The following is a 17,130-nucleotide window of genomic DNA, read 5'->3' on the forward strand; positions in this document are numbered from 1 at the left end:
GCGGAACGGCCCGGCCACCCGTAGGCGGCCGGGCCGAGGCATCCGTCGTCGCTATGCCTTGCGCATGTACGCGCGCACCGTGAGCGGGGCGAAGATCGCGACGATCACCGCGGCCCCCAGGAGCGACATCCAGAAGTCGCCGCCGATCGTCGCGTTGTTGGCGAGCTCGCGCACCGCGGTCACGAGGTGCGAGATCGGGTTGATGTTCGCGAACCACGCGAGCCACGACGGCAGCGTGTCGACGGGGACGTAGGCGTTCGAGAGGAACGTCAGGGGGAACAGCACGAGCATCGAGATGCCCTGCACGCTCGACGCCGTGCGGGCGATGACTCCGAAGAACGCGAAGATCCAGCTGATCGCCCACGAGCACGCGATGACGAGCAGGCCCGCCAGCACGACGCTGCCGATGCCGCCCGCCGGGTGGTACCCCATGATGAAGCCCATGACGAAGGTCAGGGTCGTCGCGATGAGGTAGCGGAGCGTGTCGGCGAGGAGCGCCCCCGACAGTGGCGCGATGCGTGCGATGGGGAGCGAGCGAAAACGGTCGAACACGCCCTTGTCCATGTCCTCGCGCAACTGCGTTCCCGTGACGACCGACGTCGTGATAACCGTCTGGACCAGGATGCCGGGGATCAGCGCCGGCAGATAGCTCTGCACGTCTCCCGCGATCGCGCCGCCGAACAGGTACGCGAACATGAGCGTGAAGATGATCGGCTGGACGGTCACGTCGATCAGCTGCTCGGGGGTGCGGCGGATGCGCACGAGACCTCGGTAGGCCATCGTGAACGTGTTCTGCAGCGTCTGGACGATGCCGGCGTGGTTGGAGAGGTCCCGGTCGGCAACCGGGGTGATGGTGGCGGCGAGCGCGGTCATGCGCGTGCTCCTTCCAGTTCGCGGGCGTCGTCGGGAGCCGTGTCGGCCTCGACGCCCTTGCCGGTGAGGGTGAGGAAGACCTCGTCGAGCGTGGGCTGCTGCACGCTGAACTCGCTCAGATGCACGCCGGCGTCGCGGAACGCGACGAGGAGGTCGGTGACGCGGTCGGGATCGCTCATCGGCACCGTGAGGCGCGCCGCCTCGGGCGAGACGATGGCGGGGACGTCGAGCACACGGCCGATGACGCGCTGCGCGTCGTCGAGGTCGGAGCCCGGCTGCAGGCGCAGGATGAGCGACGCCTGTCCGACCGACGCCTTGAGCTCGAGGGCCGTGCCCTCTGCGACGACCTGCCCGCGGTCGATCACGGCGATGCGGTCGGCGAGCTGGTCGGCCTCGTCGAGATACTGCGTCGTGAGCAGGACGGTCGAGCCCGTCGAGACGAGGCGGCGGATCGTGTCCCACATCTGGCCGCGCGTGCGCGGGTCCAGGCCCGTCGTCGGCTCGTCGAGGAAGATGAGCGGCGGCTGCGCGATGAGGGATGCCGCGAGGTCGAGGCGGCGGCGCATGCCGCCGGAGAACTTCGCGAGGGGACGCGATGCCGCCTCCGTCAGGCCGAACTCCTCGAGGAGCTCGGTGGACTTGCGCCGTGCGTCGGCCCGCGACAGGCCCAGCAGCCGCGCGAAGATGACGAGGTTCTCGGTGGCCGAGAGCCGCTCGTCGACGGATGCGAACTGGCCCGTGAGCCCGATGAGCTGCCGGACGATCTGCGACTGCCTGACGACGTCGTAGCCGAAGATCTCGGCGCGGCCCGCGTCGGGCTTGAGGAGCGTCGCGAGCATCGAGATCGTCGTCGTCTTGCCCGCCCCGTTGGGGCCCAGCACGCCGTAGACGGTGCCGGCCTCGACGGTCAGGTCGACGCCGTCGACCGCGCGGTTGTCTCCGAAGGACTTGACGAGCCCTTCGGCACGCACCGCGGGCACCCGCGATGCACGAGTGGATGAAGTCATGTGTCTGCCTTTCCTGTGGCTGACATCAGAGTGCTCCGCGCGCTCTGTCACTTCCCTGTCATGAGGCACGGGATGCCGCCGCCCCGCTGTCGCGCCGCTGTCATGCGCTGTCGATCCGGCTGTGGAGACGCCTCGGCGGCCCGCGCTCGCCCCGTAGTGTGGGAGCACAGGGTGCGCCGTCGCGCCCGACACCCCATCGAGGAGGACGACCCCGTGCTGCTGCCGTTTCTGATCGTGGGAGGAGTGGGTCTCGCGATCCTTCTCATCTCGCTCGTCCTCGGCGACATCTTCGACCACTTCGAGATCGGCGAGGGCGCCATCTCCGGTACGGCGCTCGGCATCGCCGCCGTCGTGTTCGGCGCCGCCGGAGTCCTCACGACACAGGCGGGCCTCGAGCCCGTGTGGGCGTATGTCCTCGCGGCCGCGTTCGCGATCGTCGCCTACCTGCTCGCACTCCTGGTCGTGAAGCGCCTCACGAAGAGCTCCGACGGCGTGCCCGTCAATGCCGTCGGGCTCACCGGCGTCTCGACGTCGCCCATCTCCCCCGCGGGCGGCGAGGTGAGCCTCGACGGCCCCGGGGAGATCGAGCGCCGGCTCGCCTACTCCGACGAGCCGATCCCGGAGGGCCGCCGCATCCGGGTCGTCGAACACTCAGGCACACGCGTCAAAGTCGTCGCGGAATAGCCCTCCGCATCCCGAAAGCGCCCCGAAAGATAGGACACCATGCTCGATCCGCTCCTCGTCCAGGTGATCGCCGTCATCGCCCTGGTCATCGCCTTCCTGGCTCTGCTCGTCTTCATCGCGCGCCGCATCCGCCGCGTTCCCCCGAACGAAGCGCTCGTGATCGTCGGCCGCGGCGCGGGCAGGCCGCAGCCCGGCGAGACCGGGACGGGCCAGCGGGTCGTCATCGGCGGCCGCACGTTCGTGTGGCCGATCCTCCAGCAGGGCTTCCCGATCTCGCTCGAGCAGCGCCAGATCGGCATCACGGTCGAGGGCGTCGACAAGAACCGCATCAAGATCGCGATCAAGGCGTCCATCAACTTCAAGGTGTCGGGCACGGAGGAGGGCGTGCGCCGGGCCGCGCAGCGATTCCTCTCGCAGCAGGGCACGCTGACCGACATCATCCGCGAGTCGCTCGAGGGATCGCTCCGCTCGATCATCGGCGACATGACGATCGAGCAGATCATCTCCGACCGCAAGGGCCTTTCCGACCGCGTCGTCGCCGAGACGAAGGCCGACCTCGTCGAGCAGGGCCTGCAGGTCGATCTCCTCAACATCAGCGACATCTCGACGCCCGGCAGCGACTACCTCGCCAACCTCGGCCGCGCCGAGGCCGCCCGCGCCCGCCAGGTCGCCGAGATCAGCGAGGCCGAAGCGGCGCGCGCCTCCGAGTTCGCCCGCATCGACGCGTCCGAGCAGATCGCCGAGCGCCAGAAGGCCCTGAGCCTCAAGCAGGCCTCGATCAAGGCCGAGACCGACCGGGCGAACGCGGAGGCCGAGGCATCGGGTCAGCTCGCGAAGGCCGAGCAGGATCGCGCAGTCGCTCTGCTCGAGCGCGACGCGCTGTCCGAGCAGGCGAACGTGACGCAGGAGCGCCTCGACATCGAGATCCGCAAGCCCGCAGAGGCCGAGGCGTACGCCGAGGTGCAGCGCGCGACCGCGCAGCGCGACGCCGCGAACGCCGCGACCGAGGCCGACGCGTTCAAGCGCACGAAGATCGCAGAGGCCAACAAGGTGGCAGCCGTGCAGGATGCCGAGGCCGCCGCGACCGCCGTGCGGCTCGCCGGCGAGGCCGACCGCGACAAGCAGGTCGCGCTCGCCGCAGGTATCCGCGCACAGGGCGAGGCGCGTGCCGCCGCCGTGCAGGCCGAGGGTCTCGCGGATGCGGCCGCGACGGATGCCAAGGCCGAGGCGCTCAAGAAGTACGGCGAGGCCGCGCTCGCGCAGGAGATCATCTCGCGCCTGCCCGAGATCGTTCGGGCCGCCGCCGAGCCCATCGGCAAGATCGACCAGCTCACGGTCATCTCGACCGACGGCGCCTCCGAGGTCACCAAGACGGTCGGCAGAGTGCTCGGCGAGGGCACCGAGGTCGTGAAGTCCCTCACGGGTCTCGACCTCGCGCAGCTGCTCGCGGGCTTCGCGGGGAAGGGCGCCGCGGCATCCGAGCCCGCCCCTGCCGCGCCCCGCGCGCCGCGCGGCAAGACGCAGACGCCGACGGTCTGACCCCTTCTCGGCACGGAAGCCGCTCGATCCCCCGTGGGGGCCGAGCGGCTTCCGCGTCTCGGGCACCCGGGAGACGCGCTTCTCGCGGATCCGGGAGACGTTCCGGGCATCCGATGAAGGTAGGGCAAAACGATTTGCGATACGATCGTCGGCATGGCAACGATGCAGCACGCCCGCCGTCATGATCGCTGGTCCCTCGACCTCGCGCGACCCGATGCGCTCGAGCCCGTCATCGCCCGGATCGATCCCTCGACAGACCTCGGCGCCCGGTACGACGGAACCCTGCAGCGCCTGCTGGACGTCGACCTCGAGCCGCTCCTCGACGGGTTCCGCGTCAAGCCCGGCGCGCAGCCGTGGATCGGCGAGCACATCGGCAAATGGCTCGACGCCGCCGCCCTCGTCGTCGAGGCGACGGGCGACGCCCGGCTGCAGGCCAAGCTCGACCTCGCCGTGCGCGAGCTCGTCGCGACGCAGGAGCCCGACGGCTACCTCGGCACCTATGTCCCCGCCCAGCGGTTCGGCTGGTACCCGGATGCCGAGTGGGATGCGTGGGTGCACAAGTACTGCCTCATCGGTCTGCTCTCGTACCACCGCGTCACGGGCGATCCGGACGCACTCGCGGCCGCGCGCCGTGTCGGCGACCTCCTCGTCGCGACCTTCGGCGGGCCGGACGGGCGGGACATCATCCCGACCGGCTGGCACCAGGGCATGGCGTCGACCTCCGTCATCGGCCCCCTCGTGTGGCTGTACCGGGCGACGGGCGACGGGCGATATGCGGGGCTCGTGCGCGAGATCGTCGACGCGTGGGATCGTCCTGGCGGGCCGCGCGTGCTCTCGACGCTCCTCGACACGGGCCGCGTGTCGGAGGTCGGCAACGGCAAGGCATACGAGATGCTCTCGAACATCCTGGGCCTCGCGGAGCTCGCCCTCGTCGACTCCGATCCTCGCTATCTGGAGGCCGCGACCCGCGCGTGGCAGGACGTCGTCGACCATCACCTGTATCTGACCGGGACGGCGAGCTTCGGCGAGCACTTCCACCAGCCCGGCGAGCTTCCCGACTCCGCTTCCGTCCACATGGGCGAGACGTGCGTCACCGTGACCTGGCTCCAGCTCACGCGGCGCCTCTTCCTCGCGACGGGCGACGCCCGCTACGCCGACGAGGTCGAGCGCACCCTGCTGAATCATCTGAGCGGCGCGCAGACCCCCGACGGCTCGGCCTGGTGCTACTACTCCCCGCTCGCGGGCCGGCGCGACTACGGCTCGGGCATCAGCTGCTGCATCTCGAGCGGCCCCCGCGGCATGGCCCTCGCCTCCGACAGCGTCTTCGCGCGCACGCCCGACGGGAGCGAGCTCGTCGTGAGCCTCTACCAGAGCGCGGATGCCGAGATCGAGCTCGGCGGACGGCCCGTCCACGTCGCGCTGCGGACGACGCTTCCCGATGCGCACGGCGCGACCCTCGCGTTCGACCTCGACGGCGAGGCGGAGTTCGCCGTGCGCCTGCGCCGGCCCTCGTGGGCGACGGGAGACATCGCGGCGGGCGGTGCCGACGACGACGGCTGGATCGTCGTCGCTCCGCGCCGTTACTCGCGCGGCGACGAGCTGCGCATCGACATCGGAGCCGGCATCCGGGTCGTCTCCGGCGACGGATGGAACGCGGGCCGGGTCGCGCTCGCGTGGGGACCGCTCGTTCTCTCCTACGTCGCCGAGGGCGAGGAGCCCGCCGTCTTCGATGTGCTCGAGCAGCCCCCCGCCGCGGTGTCGCGCCACGAGGCCCTTCCCTGGTCGGTCGCGAACGCGCTCGCCCCCCGGGGCCGGCGACGCGCCGCCGTGCTGCCGTTCGCGCGCTCGGGCGTGTCATCCGCGACATCGCGCGTCTGGATCGCGGCCGCTGCGCCCGAGATCGAGCTCTCGGTGTTCCACGGCGCCGAGGAGCTGCGCGGCTCGGGTGACCTCGCGAAGGGCTCGATCGCGGACTACGACCCCTGGTCGTTCGCGTCGTCCGAAGACGACTCCCCCCGCCGCGACGCATGGTTCGGCCTGCGCTCGGCCCGCCCCGTGACGTTCCGCCGCGTGTCGTTCGCGCACGGCCGATCGATGGTGCACGGCGGCTGGTTCGACGCCTCCGAGGGCGCGCCCCGGATCGAGGCGCTCCTGACGCCCGACGCCGAGTGGACCGAGATCGCCCGCATCGCGGCCTACCCCGCGACGGATGCCGCGCACGACGCCGGCATCGCCGCGGGCGAGCGCTTCGACGTGCTCCTCGACGAGCCCGTGACGGCGTGGGGAGTCCGCGTCGCGGGCACGGCCTCGTTCGGCGACTACCCCGGCCCGCGGCGCTTCGCGACGTGCGCCCTGCTCTGCGCGTACGCCGACTGACGCAGGCCGTCTCGCGGCCGCCGACGCCGGTATCCGGCATCCGTCGACGTTACGCGACGGCATCCCCCTTCGCGCGAGGGGATGCCGTCGCGGGAGGTCGTCAGCCCTTGAGGCCGGCGGCGGCGATGCCGCCCACGAGCTTGTCCTGCGCGAAGAAGTACAGCACGATCGGCGGGATCATCATGACCAGGTTCGCCGCCATGAGGATGTTGAGCTGCGGATTGGCGCGCGTCACCATGTTCGCGACGCCGATCGCGACCGTGAAGTCCTCGTTGCGGAGCAGGTAGATGAGCGGTCCCATGAGGTCGTTCCACGTCGTGAGCGACACGAACACCACGCACACCGCAAGCACCGGCCGGATGAGCGGCAGCACGATGTACCACCACACCTGGAACTGGTTGCAGCCGTCGATCTTCGCGGCGAGCTCGAGCTCGCGCGGGAGCGAGCGGATGTACTGGCGGATCAGGAAGATGAAGAACGCGTTCCCGAAGAACGAGGGGACGACCAGCGGAAGGATCGAGCCGTACCAGCCGAGCTGATGGAACAGCAGGAACTGCGGGATGAGCAGCGCCTGCCACGGGATGAGCATCGTCACGATGAGGACGCCGAACAGGACGTCGCGTCCGGGGAACCGCAGCCGCGCGAACGCGTAGCCGACGAGGGCGCATGAGATCACCGTGCCGACGATGTTGAGCGCGACGATCACGAGCGTGTTGATCGTGTAGCGCAGGAACGGGCGGGACGGGTCGAGCAGGGCGCGGGCGAAGTTGCCCCACTCGAAGTGCTGCGTCGGCACCCACTCCGTCGGCTGCGTGAAGACGGGAGCGGCATCCGGCTTGAGCGCGACCGTGATCATCCACCCGAGGGGAAGGAGGATCGTGAAGCTCAGCGCGAGCAGCAGAATGTACGCAGAAGAGGCGGATGCCGTGCGCTTGAGGAGCACGCGGGCGTCGGTCACGATTCCTCCGACTCGTCGAACACCCAGCTGTTCGAGGTCTTGAAGATGAAGACGATGATGACGGCGGCGAAGATCACGAAGACCCACGCGAGCGCAGAGGCATAGCCGAAGCGGGCGTTCCGGAAGCCCTCGTTCCACATGTAGAGCAGGTAGAACGACAGCGATCCCCCGGCGCCGCCGCGGCTGCCGCCCAGGACGTAGGCGATGTCGAAGACCTGGAACGCGGAGATCACGCCGTCGAGCAGCGTGAACAGCAGCACAGGCGTGATGAGTGGAAGTGTGATCGTGAAGAACGAGCGGATGGGACCTGCCCCGTCCATCTTCGCGACCTCGTACAGCTGATCGGGGACGTTCTGGAGTCCTGCGAGGTAGATGATCGAGCTCGTGCCGATGCTCCACAGGCCGATGAGGACCATGGCCGGGATCGCCCAGCCGGGGCTGGAGAGCCAGCCAGGGGGGTCGGCGACGCCGACGGCACGCAGACCCTCGTTGACAGGGCCCTCCGGGCGCAGGAGCTGCAGCCAGAGCACCGAGATCGCGACGCCGCTCAGCACGGCGGGCAGGAACAGGATCGTGCGGAAGATGCCGATCCCGGGGAGCCTGCGGTTGAGGAGGAGCGCGACCGCGAGCCCCGCGATCTGGAAGAGCGGCACGCCGAGGACCACGTACGTCAAGGTCACGCGCACCGAGTTGTGGAAGTCGCGGCTGGCGAAGAGCTCGGTGTAGTTGTCGATGCCGATCCACACCGGCGGACTGCTCAGGTTCCATCGCGTGAAGCTCAGCAGGACCGAGACCGCGACGGGACCCACGGTGAGGAAGACGGCTCCGATGAGCCACGGGCTCGCAAAGAGCCATCCCGCCCGTGCCTCGCGGCGACGCGACACCGACCTCGCCGGAGCCTTGTCCTTCGCGACTCCTGCTCGCCGCGCCGAGGCGAGCGCCGTCACTCGATCTCCTCCCACGTCTGCCACTCCCGATCGAGCTTCTCCTGCATGATGGGCGCCTGCTCCTCGATCGCATCGCGAGGCTTCACGTCGCCGTTGGCCATCTGAGCGTAGTAATCGAACAGGGGCGCGGTCACCTCCCAGAAGCCCGGCACGAACAGGCCCGGGTTGCTGCGCAGCGAGACGACCTCGACGGTCTCCTGCCGGCCCTCGTCGTCACCTGCCCACTCCGGAAGCAGCCTCGAGTCGAGCGGAGGCTTGTCCGAGACGTCCACGCGCAGCCGGTTCCCTTCGGTCGCGATGTACGCGACCAGCGCCCGCGCCGTGTCGGGGTTGGAGCTGTCGGAGAAGGCGCCGTACTTGTCGGTGCCGACGAAGACGAACGGCGCGTCGCCGGCCTTCTCGACGGGCGGAGGAGCGACGCCCCAGCGGGCGCCCGCCTGCACGAGGCTCGCCGCCGCGTACTCCGTGTCGGTGACCGCCATCGCGACGCGGCCGGCGGCGAGCATGTCGGCCGCCGTCGCGAGCTCCGTCTCGGCGGGCGGGGGCGCGGCGCCGTCCTTCGCGAGGCCCGTGAGCACGTCGTACACGTGGATCGTGGCGGGGTCGTCGACAAAGCCCTCGATCATCGTGCCGTCGTCGCTGAAATGCGTGCGGCGATCCATCCATGTGAACGGAGCCTCGGCCGTCGCGCCCCAGACTCCGCCGAGCGACGCGGAGACCCTGCGCGCGGCATCCGCATACTCGTCGACCGTCCACGGCTCGTCAGTGGACGGGTAGTCCACGCCGGCCTCGTCGAAGAGGTCCTTGTTGTAGACGAGCGTCACGGAGCCGGTCAGCGAGCCGAGGCAGTACAGCTCGCCGTCGAGCTCGCACTCGCTCAGCGCGACGGCGTTCATCGCGTCGGTGTCGATGTCGTACTCGGCGATCGTGTCGCCGAGGGGCAGGATGTCGCCCGCCTTCATCCAGCGCGGCTCGTAGACGAAGGCGACGTCGGGGGGCTGGTTCGCCAGCAGCGCCGTGTCGACCTTCGTGACGAACCCGTCTTCCGGCAGCTCGGTGAGCTCCACCGTCGTGCCGGGGTACGTCGCCTCGAAGCCCTCCTTGATCGCCGGCATGAAGGCGCTGTCGGGATCCTCGAGATACCACAGCGTCACGGTGCCGCCGATGCCCCCTTCCGCGGGCGGCGCCGTTCCCGTGCACCCCGCAAGGAGCAGTCCCATCCCGGCTATGAGGGCGACTCTGCCCGTCGTTCGCATGGCATCCTCCCGATGCAAAACCATTTGCATGACATCATCCCCCGTGCTTCTCGTCCTGTCAATGAGCGGCCCGGCCCAGAAGATCACGGCTGGGCCACGATAGACGATCTCCGCCCGCGGCGGCGCCGGGCGGAGATCGATGCCCGCCCGGTGCCGCGTGTCGCGCTACCGACGGTTCCCGCCGTCGCGACGGTCGTCGTGCTGATGATCGTCGTGCCGATGGCCGTCTCGGCGATCGGCGTCTCGGCGGTCGCCCCTGTCGCGGTCGACCGTGACCTGCAGGGTCCGCGCCGCCTCCTCGTTGCCCGCGACATCCGTCGACCGGAACGAGACCGCGTGGGTTCCCGGGCGGTCGACCTCGACGGGACCCGTGTACTCCGACCACCGGCCGCCATCGAGACGGTACTGGATCGCAGCGACGCCCGACGAGTCGTCCACGGCTCTCAGCACGATCGACGTGTCCTTTCCGGCACGCACGGCCGTGGCGGTCGTCGTCGGCGCCGCCGTGTCGGAGGCGCAGCGGTCGCCTCCCGTGACGACCGGGGATGCCGCGACCCGGTCGGAGACACGCAGGTAGTCGATCCCCGCCCCCGCACCTTCCGGCCCGGCTGCGCCGACCTGCTCGACGCGCAGGACGTGCCTGCCCTTGCCGAGGCCCGTGAACGAGGCCAGCAGCTGGCCGTAGAAGGCGTCGCCGCCGGCATCCGGAATCGGGCTCGTCCGCCGCTGACTGTGCACGCCCCTGTCGACACCGTCGATCGTGACGCGCACCTGGTCGCTCCCGGCCGTCGTCTTGAGACCCCACAGCTGCGCGGAGGCCCCCGTGAACGCGTATTGGGCGAACCCGCCCACGGCGTTGCCGCCGATGCGGCTCCCACCCTGCGCAGACGGATCTGCGACGACCTGCCAGCCGCCACCCGCGCGCCAGCCCGCGTCGGTGTCGACGAGCCTCCACGGGAAGCCCGCGTCGGCCTCGACGTCGAGGAACCGATACCCGTACCCGGGCAGGGAGAACGTCGTCTCCTCACCGCGGATCCAGGGGCCGGGGGCGTTCGCGCCGAGGTCGGTCGTCCGCTGGGACAGCGATACGCCCGTTCCCGCGAGGTCGACCGTGATGCACATCGGCTGCGAGCTGAAGTTGTACAGCGCGAGCGCCGCCGTCCTCCCGTCCATGCTGCGCTTGAGCAGCGCGTACGCCTTCGGGTCGGTCTGCGTCACGAGCCGCTCGCGGGATGCGCCCGGCGCGAGGGCCGGCGAGCGGTCGATCGCGCGGAAGACGTCGTAGAACGCCTTCTCGTCGGCGGCGGGCAGGTACTGGTTGAGCGTCTGCTGATGGTTGAAGTAGGTCATCCCGGCGCCGCCCGCCTGCACGGCCGCGTCCAGCGCCCGCAAGGCCGGAGGCATGCTCGTCTGATCGAAGTCGAACACCGTCGTGCCCCACGCGCCGCGGCCGTTCATCCGGCGCGGATCGAGCCAGGTCGCATAGTGGTCGTCGAGCTGATCGATCGTGAGCCCCTGCGGGTCGCGGGCGACCTGCGTCGCCGCCGAGTTCCAGTCGTCTCCGGCGTCGCCGTAGATGACGCTGTAGCCGACCCGGTCCGCGAGCCGCATGTTCTCGCGCGTGCCCTGGCCCTCGGCGTCGAACCACTGCGGGCGGGTCTTGCCATCGCGGTAGCGGAAGGTCGTCGGGAGCGTGATCTGCAGCTCGGTCTGGCCTGCCTCGCTCAGGTCGAGGTAGGTCTGCGGAGCGTCGTACGTGAAGCCCTGCACGCCGAGTCCGAGCCAGAACCTCAGGACCTTCTTCGCGTAGTCGAGCGCCTCGGGCCGCGAGTAGTCGAAGGCCGGGAGGCCCTTCTCGACGCCGGCCCAGTGCCCCCACGACTGCACATAGCAGCGGCCGTTCGCGACATCCGGGTGGCTGACCCACGTCGCCGCCCAGCTCGACAAGGGATCGGCGGGGCACTCGGCCTGCGGCTGGGGACGCTCGTCCCAGCGGAACAGGCGGCTCTCGTACGAGTCGATGCCCGCGGCCCTGTCGGTGGCCGCCTTCACGAAGACGGGATTGTCGGGGTGGATGTAGAGCAGCTCCATGTACATGATGACCGTCATGCCCTTGGCGTTCGCGGCCTTCGTCATGTCGCGGAAGTCCGTGACGCTGCCCGTGCCGACCTGCGTGTCGAAATAGTCGAGGGGCGGCAGGCCCAGGAACTCGGGCGTCGACTTCCACGCGCCGTAGATCGCGAGATGGTGGATGCCGCGGCTGGAGTACCACCCGCTCGTGATCTTCTGCGTGATCGACGCGTAGGTCGTCGCGGGATACCCGAACCCGTCGAAGCCCTCGGGATCGCGCACGTACTCCCACATGATCCCGTTGTGCTCGGCGAACGGATCGCCGATGCCGGTCGGGTCTGCGCCGAGCGGCGTGTCAGCCCTCCCCTGCGATCCGTGTGCCGGTCTCGCGTCGCTCGCGGATGCCGGCAGCACGGCCTGGGCTGCGATCACGGGTGCCAGCAGCGCCGCCGCGGCCACTGCCGCCAGGCGTCTCCTTCTCGTCATAGCTCCTCCTCGTCGAGGCTCCGAGTCGATGCAAAAGGTTTTGTATCGAGTGTGGGACGAGTGTCCCGCGCGGACGCCGACGTGTCAAGAGAGCGTCCACCCCTCGGAGGAGCGCTCGGTCGCCCGGCCGCGCGGGGTCGCTACCGGCTCGCGAGGGCGCGCAGCTCGACGCCGCCCAGCGCGACGGGCCGACCGCCGGCAGCCACCGAGATCGCGCCGGCCGCCGACAGCTCCACGTCGAGGCGGAACGTCAGGGCGTGGCCGTCCAGGAACACCTCGACGATCGAGGCGTCGACGCAGACGTCCAGCACGTGGTCCCGTCCGGGGCCGGGCACGACCTCGCCGAGGCCCACGGCGCCGAGCGTCGCCGCCGACGCGCCGCCCGTCGCATCGAGCACGAGCTCCCTTCCGTCGGCATCACGCCCGAGCACGACGCGGGGGCCGGCATCCCGCCACGCCAGCCGCAGGCGGTACACGGACACGCCCTCGGCGAGCTCGACGCCCGACCCCGGAGCGAGCTCGACGTCAGCACGCCGCACCAGCGACTCGTCCCAGAGCGCGTCGGTCTCGCGAGCGGGCCGCGAGACGAGCACGCCGTCGCGCACCGCGAGCTCGCGCGGCAGCGCCATCGCCCCCGACCACCCGAGGTCGCCGCGACCCCGCAGAGCGGGAGACTCCTGGATCCACGACCAGACGAGCGGCCGCCCGTCCGCCGCCTCCGACACGGCCGACGCGTAGACGACCTCCCCGGCGTCGAAGAGCCCCGAGGCCCGCGGGGCGAACCGCGTGCCGTCGAAGTCGCCGACGAACCACACGACGTAGGGGCAGAGCGGATCGGGAGATCCAGGCAGCTGCACCGAGACGAGCAGGACCCACTCCCCGTCGACCTGCACGAGCTGCGGACACTCCCACACGGGGCCCGTGTCGAGGTCGCCGCCGGCGGGAAGCGAGAACAGGATGCCGCGATACGCCCACTCCCGGGTGTCGCGCGAGTGCCACACGGCGATCGCTCCGCCCGGCCCGTCGGCGAGACCCGTGCCCAGGAGCATGAGCCAGCCGCCGTCCCACGGGATCAGGAAGGGATCGCGCTGGTGAAGCGTCCCGGTCGCCGTCGCGAGCGGCTGGAGGACGGGCTCGACCGGATCGGGCCGGAACCCGGTCAGCCCGGCATCGCCGACGGCGCGCAGGACGCTCTGCCGGTGCCCGGCGCCCGTGCCCGCCGCGCCCGTGTAGAACACGACGGGCTCGCCGTCGACGATCCGGATGCAGCCCGACCACGACCCGTCGGCATCCGCGCCGCCCGGCGTCGGCCGGAGCGCGATCCCTTCGTCGTGCCACGTCACGAGGTCGTCCGAGACGAGGTGTCCCCAGTGCATGAGGCCCCACCGCGACGAGTCGGGATTGTGCTGGTAGAAGACGTGCTGACGACCCCGCCAGAGCACGGGGCCGTTCGGGTCGCTCATCCAGTTCGCGGGCGCCGTCGCGTGGAACCGGGGGCGCGGCCTCATGAGCGCTCTCCGGCCAGCAGCGCGTCGACCTCGCGGCGCGTCGGGAGGCTCCCGCGCGCACCCGGTCCGCGCGTCGCGAGAGCGCCGCACGCCGCGGCGACGTCGACCGCCTCGTACAGGTCGAGCCCCTCCGCGAGCGCCGTCGCGAGCCCTGCGCAGAAGGCGTCGCCCGCCCCCGTCGTGTCGCGCGCGGCGACGGGGAACGCGGTCCTCTCGGCGCTGCGGTGCGATGTGCGCACGAGTGCTCCGCGCGCGCCGCGCGTCACGACGACGGCGCCGACCCCCGCTGCGAACAGGCCTTCCGCGCCGGACAGCTGCGCGAACTCGTGCTCATTGGGCACGAGGACGTCGACGAGGCCGAGCAGCTCGGCGGAGAGAGGTTCGACCGGCGCGGGGGCGGGGTTCAGCACGAGCGTCCAGCCCGCCGCGCGCGCGGCGCGCGCCCAGGAGAGGACGGCGGCCAGCGGGATCTCGAGGCACGCAAGCACGATCCCCCTGCCACGCGCGAGCACGCGTCCGGCATCGGCCCCGTCGACCTCGGCGTTGGCACCCGGAGCGATGACGATGAGGTTCTCGCCGTGCGCGTCGACCGCGACGACGGCGGTGCCCGTCGGGCTCGTCGCACTGCGACGCACGAAGCCCGTGTCGACGCCGAGCCCGCGCAGGTCGTCGAGGGCCGCGTCGCCTGCGGCATCCGCCCCCACCGCCGCGATCAGCGTCACGTCCGCGCCGATCGACGCCGCGACGGCGGCCTGGTTCGCCCCCTTCCCCCCGAACTGGTGCGCGAGGGTCGTCGCCGCGACCGTCTCACCGGCGGAGGGCAGACGAGCGATCCCAGATAGGAGGATGTCGGCGTTGACCGAGCCGACGACGACGAGCGGCATCCCAGCACTTGACACTGGCCCATGATGACGTAACAGTGGAGCGATCCGCAAATGGTTTTGCACGATAGAGAGGCCCTCGATGCACGATCCGCTGAGCTCCTACGACCTCGTCCACGACGAGCTCGACCAGCGACGCGAGACGGGGTACGCCGTCGAACAGCACGCGGCGGCCTTCTCCGCACTCGAACCCGACGACGTCGAGGGCCTCGAGGCCCTGTACCTCGAGCTCGTCTCGGCGCCGCGCGCCGCGGGCTGGGCGTACGAGGAGCCCGAGGGGCTCGACGCGATCGTCGAGAGCCTCCCCCTCGACACCCCCGTCGCGTCGCCCTCGGGCTCGGAGCTCGACGATCGCGTCCTCGGCGGCTGGCTCGGCCGCATCGCGGGGTGCAACCTCGGCAAGCCCGTCGAGTGGGGCGAGCACTGGACGACGTCGCATCTGCGCGACTACCTCGAGCGGGCCGACGCGTGGCCCCTGCGCGACTACATCCCCGTCCTCGAGCCCATGCCTGCCGAGTTCGAGCTGCGCGAGAACTGGCCCGAGACGACGCGGGGCCGCGTCGACGGCTCGGCGCGCGATGACGACATCGACTATGCGATCCTCGGCCTCCACCTGCTCGAGCAGCACGGAGCGGGCTTGCTCCCCGACCATGTCGCGGACGCGTGGCTGACGCTCCTGCCCTACCTGCAGGTCTACACGGCCGAGCGCGCGTCGTACCTCAACCTGCTGCACAACGTGCCCGTCGCCGAGGTCGCGACGACGCGGAACCCCTACCGCGAGTGGATCGGCGCGCTCATCCGCGGCGACGCGTTCGGGTGGACGAACCCCGCCGATCCGTCTCGCGCGATCTCGCTCGCGTATCAGGATGCCGCCCTCTCGCACGTCGCGAACGGCGTCTACGGCGAGCTGTGGTCGGCCGCGCTCGTGTCGAGCGCCTTCGGCGCCGCGACCGTGCGCGAGGCGTTCGAGCGGTCGCTCCTCTACGTGCCGCCGCGGTCGCGTCTCGCCGAGGCCCTGCACGCCGTGCTGGCGCTGCGCGATCGCGAAGTCTCGTGGGACGACGCGATCGCCGAGATCCAGCGCAGCTGGGGCCACTACAGCTGGGTCCACACGATCAACAACGCCGCGATCATCGCGGCGGGGCTCCTCTGGGGCGAGGACGACTACTCGGCCATCGTGGGGCTCACGGTGCAGGGCGGCTGGGACACCGACTCGAACGGGGCGACGGCCGGCTCTGTCGCGGGCGTCGTGCTCGGGGCGCGCGCACTCCCGCGCCACTTCGTCGAGCCGCTGCACGATCGCACGCGGTCGGCACTGTTCGGCTTCGACAACTCCGTCATCTCCGACCTCGCGCGGCGCACCGTCGCGCTCACGGGCGTCGCCGCCCGCTGAGGCAGACTCGGCCGATCGCGACCGCGTGTCGCGGTCGGCCGGTCTATCTCACGCCGTCGCGGCGGCATCCTTCCGTCACGCCGACTCCCGCACGATGAGCTCGTGCGGGATCGTGACGTGCCTGCCGGGGCCCGTGTACGCGCCCGTCATGCGCGACACGAGCAGCGCGCCGGCCTCGGCGCCGAGCCGCCGGGCATCCGTTCGGACGGTCGTGAGCCTGGGCGTCACGACCGTCGCGACGTCGACGTCGTCGTGCCCGACGATCGCGATGTCCTCGGGGATGCGCATGCCGGCGTCTCGCGCGACCTCCACGGCCCCGAGAGCGATCATGTCGTTCGCGCACACGACGGCGCGGGGGCGTTCGGGCCGCGCGAGGAGCCGCGCCATGCCGCGGCGGCCGCCGGCGCGATTGAACTCCTCCAGCACGACGACGAGGTCCTCTCGCGGGATGCCGGCTGCTCGGCACGCCTGCTCGAAGCCCAGCCGGCGCTCGCGACCCACGGGGGCCTCCTCGTCGCCGTAGATCAGGGCGACGCGATGTCCGTACCTCTCGAGGATGAACCCGGTCGCCTCGGCGGCCGCGGCCCGGTCGTCGAAGCGCACGGAGTCGAGCGGGCTCGCCGTCGGCACCGATCCGATGCACACGACGGCGATGCCGGCGTCGACGAGCGGCTCGAGGCCCGACGGCGGAACCCGGAACCCCGTGAAGACGACGCCGTCGAGGCGCCGGCTCATCGCCTCGTCGAGGAAGGCGAGCTCCTCCGCCTCCCGCGCATCGGTGTTGCACAGGAGCGAGTGGAACCCGGCCTCGGCCGCGACATCCTGGAGGCTGCGCGCGTAATCGGGATAGAAGCTGTTGGTGATGTCGGGCACGACGATCATGATCGTGTTCGTGCGCTGCGACCGCAGGCTCTGCGCGATGGCGTTCGGGTGATAGCCGAGCCGCGTCGCGACCTCGCGCACGATGATCTGCGTCTCGGTGCTCACGGGCCGGTTGCCGCTGAACACGTGCGAGACCGTCGTGACGCTGACGCCCGCTTCGCTGGCGACGTCCTCGATCGTGATGCGAGCCATAGGCGGCATTATCTCGCGATCACGGGATGCCGACGTCGCGGCATCCCGTCACACAGGGTTCGCAGAGTCGCGCGAAGG

The 17,130-nt window shown here is 70.9% G+C and carries 13 protein-coding genes; 4 read left to right on the forward strand and 9 right to left on the reverse strand.

The annotated features are described in order from the left end of the window. Nucleotides 1-51: 51 nt before the first annotated feature. Together FHS08_RS05005 and FHS08_RS05010 are read right to left on the reverse strand one after the other, a co-directional pair. Entirely contained in the window at nucleotides 52-873 is an 822-nt protein-coding gene (locus FHS08_RS05005; RefSeq protein WP_167036141.1) for an ABC transporter permease, read from the reverse strand. Continuing rightward, on the reverse strand, nucleotides 870-1,880 hold the full coding sequence (locus FHS08_RS05010) for an ATP-binding cassette domain-containing protein (RefSeq protein WP_167036144.1): 1,011 nt from the start codon (nucleotides 1,878-1,880) through the stop codon (nucleotides 870-872). The genes FHS08_RS05005 and FHS08_RS05010 overlap by 4 nt, the downstream gene beginning before the upstream one ends. A 171-nt stretch (nucleotides 1,881-2,051) precedes the next feature. Between FHS08_RS05010 and FHS08_RS05015 the strand changes: the two genes are divergently transcribed. From FHS08_RS05015 to FHS08_RS05025, 3 genes are all read left to right on the forward strand, one after another. Further along, nucleotides 2,052-2,564 carry an NfeD family protein gene (locus tag FHS08_RS05015; RefSeq protein WP_341800310.1) on the forward strand — a complete coding sequence of 171 codons (513 nt, stop codon included), beginning with the start codon at nucleotides 2,052-2,054 and terminating at the stop codon, nucleotides 2,562-2,564. Between the two features lie 39 nt (nucleotides 2,565-2,603). Continuing rightward, nucleotides 2,604-4,103, forward strand: coding sequence for a flotillin family protein (locus FHS08_RS05020; protein ID WP_167036147.1), 1,500 nt, complete (start codon nucleotides 2,604-2,606; stop codon nucleotides 4,101-4,103). Between the two features lie 153 nt (nucleotides 4,104-4,256). Further along, nucleotides 4,257-6,479: a glycoside hydrolase family 127 protein gene (locus FHS08_RS05025; RefSeq protein ID WP_167036150.1), complete on the forward strand. Its 2,223-nt coding sequence runs from the start codon at nucleotides 4,257-4,259 to the stop codon at nucleotides 6,477-6,479. Between the two features lie 100 nt (nucleotides 6,480-6,579). Here FHS08_RS05025 and FHS08_RS05030 read toward each other — a convergent pair whose 3' ends face one another. The 6 genes from FHS08_RS05030 to FHS08_RS05055 form a co-directional block, all read right to left on the reverse strand. Then, on the reverse strand, nucleotides 6,580-7,437 hold the full coding sequence (locus FHS08_RS05030) for an ABC transporter permease subunit (RefSeq protein ID WP_208382210.1): 858 nt from the start codon (nucleotides 7,435-7,437) through the stop codon (nucleotides 6,580-6,582). Continuing rightward, nucleotides 7,434-8,384 (reverse strand): ABC transporter permease subunit, encoded by a 951-nt coding sequence (locus FHS08_RS05035; protein ID WP_167036153.1) that lies wholly within the window; start codon nucleotides 8,382-8,384, stop codon nucleotides 7,434-7,436. Before FHS08_RS05035 ends, FHS08_RS05030 begins: the two co-directional genes overlap by 4 nt. Beyond that, nucleotides 8,381-9,640: an ABC transporter substrate-binding protein gene (locus FHS08_RS05040; RefSeq protein WP_167036156.1), complete on the reverse strand. Its 1,260-nt coding sequence runs from the start codon at nucleotides 9,638-9,640 to the stop codon at nucleotides 8,381-8,383. Before FHS08_RS05040 ends, FHS08_RS05035 begins: the two co-directional genes overlap by 4 nt. A 165-nt stretch (nucleotides 9,641-9,805) precedes the next feature. Further along, a complete protein-coding gene (locus tag FHS08_RS05045) occupies nucleotides 9,806-12,196 on the reverse strand; it encodes an OmpL47-type beta-barrel domain-containing protein (protein WP_167036159.1) in 2,391 nt (796 codons plus the stop codon). A gap of 140 nt (nucleotides 12,197-12,336) precedes the next feature. Next, nucleotides 12,337-13,704, reverse strand: a complete 1,368-nt coding sequence (locus FHS08_RS05050; protein WP_167036162.1) for a glycoside hydrolase family 32 protein — start codon at nucleotides 13,702-13,704, stop codon at nucleotides 12,337-12,339. Next, the gene (locus FHS08_RS05055) at nucleotides 13,701-14,588 is read right to left on the reverse strand and encodes a ribokinase (RefSeq protein WP_167036164.1); all 888 of its coding nucleotides are present in this window, start codon (nucleotides 14,586-14,588) and stop codon (nucleotides 13,701-13,703) included. The genes FHS08_RS05050 and FHS08_RS05055 overlap by 4 nt, the downstream gene beginning before the upstream one ends. Before the next feature lie 79 nt (nucleotides 14,589-14,667). Here FHS08_RS05055 and FHS08_RS05060 point away from each other — a divergent pair, with 79 nt between their 5' ends. Then, nucleotides 14,668-15,978: an ADP-ribosylglycohydrolase family protein gene (locus FHS08_RS05060; protein WP_167036167.1), complete on the forward strand. Its 1,311-nt coding sequence runs from the start codon at nucleotides 14,668-14,670 to the stop codon at nucleotides 15,976-15,978. Nucleotides 15,979-16,053: 75 nt separating this feature from the next. Here the strand turns inward: FHS08_RS05060 and FHS08_RS05065 are convergent, their stop codons facing one another. Next, on the reverse strand, nucleotides 16,054-17,052 hold the full coding sequence (locus tag FHS08_RS05065) for a LacI family DNA-binding transcriptional regulator (protein WP_167036170.1): 999 nt from the start codon (nucleotides 17,050-17,052) through the stop codon (nucleotides 16,054-16,056). Nucleotides 17,053-17,130 lie beyond the last annotated feature (78 nt).

Origin of the sequence: Microbacterium ulmi (genome assembly GCF_011759705.1) — a bacterium.
Taxonomy (GTDB): Bacteria; Actinomycetota; Actinomycetes; order Actinomycetales; family Microbacteriaceae; genus Microbacterium; species Microbacterium ulmi.

Coding starts and splice junctions, on each gene's coding strand:
- FHS08_RS05025 (WP_167036150.1), top strand. CDS start 4,257: ATGGCAACGATGCAGCACGCCCGCCGTCATGATCGCTGGTCCCTCGAC.
- FHS08_RS05060 (WP_167036167.1), top strand. CDS start 14,668: ATGCACGATCCGCTGAGCTCCTACGACCTCGTCCACGACGAGCTCGAC.
- FHS08_RS05045 (WP_167036159.1), bottom strand. CDS start 12,196: ATGACGAGAAGGAGACGCCTGGCGGCAGTGGCCGCGGCGGCGCTGCTG.
- FHS08_RS05055 (WP_167036164.1), bottom strand. CDS start 14,588: ATGCCGCTCGTCGTCGTCGGCTCGGTCAACGCCGACATCCTCCTATCT.
- FHS08_RS05010 (WP_167036144.1), bottom strand. CDS start 1,880: ATGACTTCATCCACTCGTGCATCGCGGGTGCCCGCGGTGCGTGCCGAA.
- FHS08_RS05050 (WP_167036162.1), bottom strand. CDS start 13,704: ATGAGGCCGCGCCCCCGGTTCCACGCGACGGCGCCCGCGAACTGGATG.
- FHS08_RS05005 (WP_167036141.1), bottom strand. CDS start 873: ATGACCGCGCTCGCCGCCACCATCACCCCGGTTGCCGACCGGGACCTC.
- FHS08_RS05020 (WP_167036147.1), top strand. CDS start 2,604: ATGCTCGATCCGCTCCTCGTCCAGGTGATCGCCGTCATCGCCCTGGTC.
- FHS08_RS05040 (WP_167036156.1), bottom strand. CDS start 9,640: ATGCGAACGACGGGCAGAGTCGCCCTCATAGCCGGGATGGGACTGCTC.
- FHS08_RS05065 (WP_167036170.1), bottom strand. CDS start 17,052: ATGGCTCGCATCACGATCGAGGACGTCGCCAGCGAAGCGGGCGTCAGC.